Annotated in this window: 8 protein-coding genes; all 8 read right to left on the minus strand. The window is 41.6% G+C overall.

All coding sequences use genetic code 11. The features are described from left to right. Window positions 1-104 precede the first annotated feature (104 nt). A complete protein-coding gene (locus tag FM107_RS13995; protein WP_086949099.1) occupies window positions 105-665 on the minus strand; it encodes a K(+)-transporting ATPase subunit C in 561 nt (186 codons plus the stop codon). A 126-nt stretch (window positions 666-791) separates the two neighbouring features. After that, complete coding sequence (gene kdpB / locus FM107_RS14000) at window positions 792-2,801, minus strand: potassium-transporting ATPase subunit KdpB (RefSeq protein WP_086949100.1); 2,010 nt, start codon at window positions 2,799-2,801, stop codon at window positions 792-794. A 22-nt stretch (window positions 2,802-2,823) separates the two neighbouring features. Next, window positions 2,824-4,512 (minus strand): potassium-transporting ATPase subunit KdpA, encoded by a 1,689-nt coding sequence (gene kdpA / locus FM107_RS14005; protein ID WP_086949101.1) that lies wholly within the window; start codon window positions 4,510-4,512, stop codon window positions 2,824-2,826. 9 nt (window positions 4,513-4,521) lie between these two features. After that, entirely contained in the window at window positions 4,522-4,725 is a 204-nt protein-coding gene (locus FM107_RS19395; RefSeq protein WP_143559496.1) for a hypothetical protein, read from the minus strand. 45 nt (window positions 4,726-4,770) lie between these two features. Beyond that, complete coding sequence (kdpF, locus tag FM107_RS20265) at window positions 4,771-4,848, minus strand: K(+)-transporting ATPase subunit F (RefSeq protein WP_086949112.1); 78 nt, start codon at window positions 4,846-4,848, stop codon at window positions 4,771-4,773. Next, window positions 4,845-5,228: a hypothetical protein gene (locus tag FM107_RS14015; protein WP_086949102.1), complete on the minus strand. Its 384-nt coding sequence runs from the start codon at window positions 5,226-5,228 to the stop codon at window positions 4,845-4,847. Before FM107_RS14015 ends, kdpF begins: the two co-directional genes overlap by 4 nt. A 138-nt stretch (window positions 5,229-5,366) precedes the next feature. Further along, window positions 5,367-5,726 (minus strand): hypothetical protein, encoded by a 360-nt coding sequence (locus FM107_RS14020; protein ID WP_086949103.1) that lies wholly within the window; start codon window positions 5,724-5,726, stop codon window positions 5,367-5,369. A gap of 538 nt (window positions 5,727-6,264) precedes the next feature. After that, window positions 6,265-6,445: hypothetical protein (locus FM107_RS19760; RefSeq protein WP_218779001.1), on the minus strand; the 181-nt coding region annotated here is incomplete at its 5' end.

Genomic DNA, 6,445 nt, shown 5'->3' on the forward strand with positions numbered 1-6,445 from the left:
TGTTTGAATGATTAAAATCTACATGTTTTATGGAATTCCTCTCACAACCTATATTTCCAATGGCTACACATACATGTGAAGTAATGGTGCGAAAGGTTGTTCAGTTACATTAGTTCGTCTAGCGCGATATTTAATTTCAGTACATTTATTTTTTCCGGTCCAAATATGCCCCACAAAGGTTTTTCTGTCTGCTCATCAATTAATTGATTTAATTTTAGCTCATCGACACCTCTTATTTTAGCAATTCTTTTTACCTGTACTTTTGCAGCCTGTACTGAAAAGTTGGGATCTAATCCACTTCCGCTGGCGGTAACGAGGTCTACAGGAATTTCGGATTTATCTATTCCGGGGTTGTGGACTAAAAAAGTGTCAATTCGCGCCTTAACTTCCGTTAAGTACTCTTCGTTGGAAGGGCCTTTATTACTACCTCCCGAACCCGAAGCATCGTAATCCACCGCGGAAGGTCTAGACCAGAAGTATTGATCTCGAGTAAAGGATTGCCCTATGTTGGAATAGTATTTCTTTCCGTTATGTTCAATGATTTCTCCCTTTCCCGCGTTGGGAGCAAACTGTGCAATGCCCCATACCGCAAGGGGATAGATGACCGTAAAAAAAACGATCATGACAACAGTCAATTTTAATGCGGGCAAAATATGTTTTTTCATCTTATTTAATTGTTTTAATGTTGATGAAGCTATCAAGCGCTTGCGCTCTTCATGGTTTCATTTTTTGTTGAGATGTGAAAAGTAAAATGGTAGAAGCCCTTTTCACCTATCGATTTTTACTTACCATTAAATAAAAATCGATATAGCCATATCAATCAATTTAATTCCTGCAAAGGGTACCAATACACCACCCAAACCAAATATCAACAGGTTCCTGCGAAGCAAAGCACTTGCTCCAATGGGTTTGTAGGCCACACCTTTCAGCGCCAAGGGTATAAGCAAGGGAATGATGATTGCATTAAAAATTACCGCGGCAAGAATAGCTGTTTCGGGACTGTGCAGGTTCATGACATTTAACCTCTGCAATGCGGGTATTGCCGTGATGAACAGCGCCGGAATAATAGCGAAATATTTGGCTACATCATTGGCAATACTGAAGGTAGTCAATGTACCACGGGTCATCAGCAACTGTTTCCCGATCTCGACGATCTCAATCAATTTGGTAGGGTCGTTGTCCAGGTCCACCATATTTCCTGCTTCTTTCGCCGCTTGCGTACCGCTATTCATTGCTACACCTACATCTGCCTGTGCCAATGCCGGAGCATCATTGGTCCCGTCACCCATCATGGCTACCAAACGGCCTTCTGATTGTTCTTTCTTGATATAATTCATCTTATCTTCAGGTTTCGCTTCTGCGATAAAATCGTCTACACCAGCTTTCTCCGCGATGAATTTTGCCGTTAAGGGATTGTCGCCCGTTACCATGACCGTTTTAATCCCCATTTTGCGAAGACGTTCAAACCGTTCTTGGATGCCGGGTTTGATGATATCCTGTAATTCGATGACGCCCAATACAATTTCGTTTTCCGAGACAACCAGTGGTGTACCTCCATTTTGGGCAATCGCTTTTACTCTTTCTCCGACTTCAATTGGAAATTTATTTCCAGCCTGAGTAACAATATTTTTGATGGCGTCAGTCGCTCCTTTTCGGATCTGTGTATTTTCATAATCGATACCTGAACTGCGAGTTTCAGCTGTAAACGTGATAAATTCCGGATTTTTTACTTCATAGCTTAACGGATTGATCCCGGCGAGTTCAATTATCGATTTTCCTTCCGGGGTTTCATCCGCCATAGAACTCAATACAGCTGCTTTTATCAATCTTTTTTCATCAATACCATCAGCAGGATAGAAATTGGTTGCTTTCCGGTTACCAATGGTAATCGTTCCTGTTTTATCCAAAAGTAAAACATCAATATCACCTGCTGTTTCAACAGCCTTTCCGCTTTTGGTAATTACATTCGCTCTCAAAGCTCTGTCCATTCCGGCAATACCGATAGCGGACAATAGCCCCCCGATAGTTGTAGGAATAAGACAGATAAACAAGGAGATAAAGGAGGCAATCGTGATGGTTACATTGGAGTAATCGGCAAACGGCTTTAAGGTCACACACACGATGATAAATACCAGTGTGAATCCGGCCAGCAAGATCGTCAATGCTATTTCATTCGGTGTCTTTTGCCGCGCCGCACCTTCGACCAAAGCGATCATTTTGTCCAGAAAGCTCTCGCCGGGCTGTGTCGTCACTTCAACTACAATTCTATCCGACAGTACTTTTGTACCGCCTGTTACAGAGCTTTTATCTCCACCGGCCTCACGGATTACAGGAGCAGATTCACCGGTAATGGCACTCTCATCGATGGTTGCCAATCCCTTAACTATTTGTCCATCGGAGGGTATAATATCTCCTGCCTCGCAGACGAAAGTATCTCCTTTTTGCAATTGGGCGGACGAAATCGTATTCCCATTTTCTAATTTTGCAGGCGTTTCCTCTCTTGTTTTCCGGAGGCTATCTGCCTGTGCTTTTCCTCTCGCTTCGGCAATGGCCTCCGCAAAGTTGGCAAATAATAAAGTCAGCAGTAATATGATAAAGACGGTAAAGTTGTAACCAAAACTTCCCTGTCCCTGTGCGCCTGTCAATGTCCAGAAACTGACAATTAACATGACCAATGTGCCTATCCATACGGTAAACATGACCGGATTGCGGAACATTGTTTTCGGATTGAGTTTCAAAAAAGACTGTGTCAAGGCTTGCTGAACCAGATCTTTTTGAAACAACGATGTATTATTGTTCATTTTTAATTTCTTTTATCAATTTTTAATAAAGTGAGAAGTATTCTGCAATAGGTCCTAATGCCAATACCGGGAAGAATGACAACGCTGCAACGATCGCGATTACAGCTAATACCATCAGTCCAAAAGTGGACGTGTCGGTTTTCAGTGTTCCCTCACCTTCGGGGATGAATTTCTTCTGTGCCAATAAACCTGCTATCGCGACCGGGCCAATAATCGGTAAGAAGCGCGATAGGATAAGCACAAAGCCGGTACTGATGTTCCACCATATTGTGTTATCTCCCAAACCTTCAAAACCACTACCGTTGTTCGCCGATGAGGATGTATATTCATAAAGCATTTCGCTCAGACCATGGAATCCGGGGTTGTTTAACGTCGCCGTTGTGTATTGTGGCAATGCTGCGGCTAATGCGGTACCGACCAGTATGAGAAAAGGATGCAGTAAAGCGATGATCATGGCAATCTTCATTTCACCGGCTTCGACTTTTTTACCTAGAAACTCCGGTGTTCTTCCCACCATCAAGCCACTGATAAAAACAGCAAGAATGATGAAGACGAAAAAGTTTAGGATCCCAACACCGACACCCCCATAGAAACTGTTGATCATCATGGCCAGTAACTCATTCATTCCGGACAAAGGCATGGAGCTGTCATGCATGGAATTGACTGAACCGGTAGAGATCACAGTTGTGACGATACTCCAAAAACCCGATGCGGGAGCTCCCAGACGTATTTCCTTTCCTTCCATCGCCCCAAGAGAATTATCTACCCCCATAGCGGCGATCGCCGGATTACCGTTCATTTCCATGTTAATATTGGGAACAGCAAGCATCAGGAAACCCACGGTCATTACGCCAAAGATCATCCACGATAATTTTCTTCTTCTGATAAAATAACCAAATGCGAAAATCATAGCCATGGGCACCAGGAGCTGAGCGATCATCTCGACCATATTGGACAGATACGATGGATTTTCGAAGGGGTGGGCGGAATTTACACCAAAAAAACCTCCTCCATTGGTTCCCACGTGTTTGATCGGAACGAAGGCGGCCGCAGGGCCTCTGGAGACCTCAATGCGATCTCCTTGTAATGTAGTAATGGTGTCTTTTCCCTCGAAGGTCATCGGCGTGCCCTCAAAAGCAAGGATAATGGCCACAACAAACGAGATAGGAAGCAGTATACGGGTACATGATTTTACAAAGTAGGTATAAAAGTTTCCTAAACTTGTTGCCGATTTATCCCGGAATGCCCTGAACACCACTACAGCAGCTGCCATTCCTGTTCCGGCACTTACAAATTGCAGGAACATCAGCCAATACTGTCCTAGATAGCTCAATCCTGATTCTCCGGAGTAGTGCTGTAGATTACAGTTCACCACGAAAGAAATAACCGTATTGAAAGCCAGATCGGCCGACATACTTGGGTTTTTGTCCGGATTCAGCGGCAGGCTTCCCTGGGTCATCAAAATAAGCATCCCTAACAGGAACCAGACCATATTAATGGTGAGCAGTGCTATCAGATGCTGTTTCCAGCTCATTTCTGTCTGTGGCTTGATGCCACTAATCTTATAAAAAATATTTTCTAGCGGACTGAAGACCGGGTCGAGCAGTGTTTTTTCACCGCCATATACTCTTGCGATGTATTTACCCAGCGGTATTGCCAGCAATATCGCCAGGGTAAACATGACAATAATTCCTAAAATTTCTGTGTTCATTTTTCTTAATTAAATATGGTTTTCAATATCCATCCAAACAGTTTGACGAATCCCAAAATAAGCAGGAAAATCAAAGCTATGGGGGCTACATCGTTCACTTCTGTAATTATCTTTATCATGGGCTTCGTTTATGGTTTTAAGATTTGGATCTTGAGAATTGCCAGATAGATAACCGAGATGAAAAAAAGTATCCAGCATATTATGGACAGCCATTCCTTGATTTTTCCCTTTGGATTGTTCTTCACCTGCTGAAGTTGTTTAAAATTTTTCTGGTTTGAGCAGTACGTAGCAGATGTAAACAAACACGCCTATGGCTACTATGAATAATGCGATCATAAATTTATATTTTGTGTTAAATTATTTTTTGTTTGAAGCTGGTAAATGTTTTTCAAATTTTTGGGAATAGTCTGGTATACATACGCCCATTGCTCTGCGGTACAACGCCTTTTCATTCCCGTAAAAGAGCGCACAAAAAGATTTTCAACAAGGTATTGTACGTATTCATTACCGCGCTTATAGAGACACCCTATGATTTTTATTCTGACACCAATCTTTTCTGCTTGTCCGTTGGTTAATAAAATATTGATATGATTCACTATTGCTTGCAAGATGCCTGCAAAATTTTTACGGGTAGAAAGTTTATTTATCTCCTCTTTGATATCCCCGTAGTGAAATGCCAGGTAAGCACTGGCCCTGTTTTCGCTCAATTTATCCATTAGCTCAGTTACATTTTCTCGCAATTATCGGAAGAACAGAGTCGACAGGATAGGGTAAAAGCTAAAATTATCTTTGCCAGATCTTTTTAGTTTACCCCATCTGTGTTTTTCATTTTCGTTCATCTGATAGCGCAATATTTAATTTTCGAGGATAGTCTTTATGTATCCTTTTCTTAATTCTACCGGCAATAGTTCTAAATGCATTTTCAGGCTTCCGGGGCTTTCCTCAAAGGACAGTGCTGTTAGAAACTCATTTTCAATCGCATTGCGTGTATATTGATTTCCTCGGTGATAAAGCAGGTTAACTATTTTTGCAATTTCCTGCACACGTTCCAGCTCATTTTCCCGTCCGGAATGGATTTTATGCATACATACTTCTGCTAATTTGTGCAATAGTTGGTAGTCTGCCACAGTATCATCCAAATGGTCTATGTCTGGTATAAGACTGGCCGTTTCAGGAACCCATTGACGAATGGTGTTTATGATTTTTGTTTTCATTTTTTTATGCTAAATTTTCTCAAAAAAATCTATTGATTTAAAGAGCAAGCCAAAGCAGGCAAGCCCCGCTAATACTAAAATGGATGTTATCATATTTTTTTATGTTTGTTACTGATTTAAATATTTCATTAGCACTCCAAAAATCAACATCACTATCATTGCAATAAGTGATATGATTTCAACCATTTTGAAAATGGAGGAGGTTCTCTTCGATGCTCCCATTTCACATTTTTCATGTTCATTGCCTTTGTCATTGTTTTGGTATATGCCAAACGAAATGCCAGTTAAAAAATATGAGATTAATAGGTTGTATATAAGTTTGTTGTGGATTTTATTAGTAAATAAGGAAAAGAAAAAGGCTATCATTTTGATAGATACCTTATCAAAATGATAGCCTTCTGGGCTGCACAGCTTTCACGATATCGTCCTGTAAAGCCTCGTTCCTATAGGGGTGGGGATAAGGGCTATTTGGTTTTCTGGTCCTCGATGTATTTTCTAATTGTCTCTTCTGAAATATGCCCTACAGTTCTGTAGTGTATCAATGTGCGGGAATGTACTTGTGACCGTCGTGGATCGACCCATGACAGCGATTGTTAGCATCCCAAAACATTCTTCGGAGGTGCCTTTCCGAATAGGAGCGTTGGCATCCAAGAATGACCATCGATTTTGGTGTGCCCAGCATGGGCAATAACTCTAGGGTGTAAGTCCCGAACACGCCT

This window comes from Sphingobacterium sp. JB170 (genome assembly GCF_900163865.1).
Lineage (GTDB): Bacteria > Bacteroidota > Bacteroidia > Sphingobacteriales > Sphingobacteriaceae > Sphingobacterium.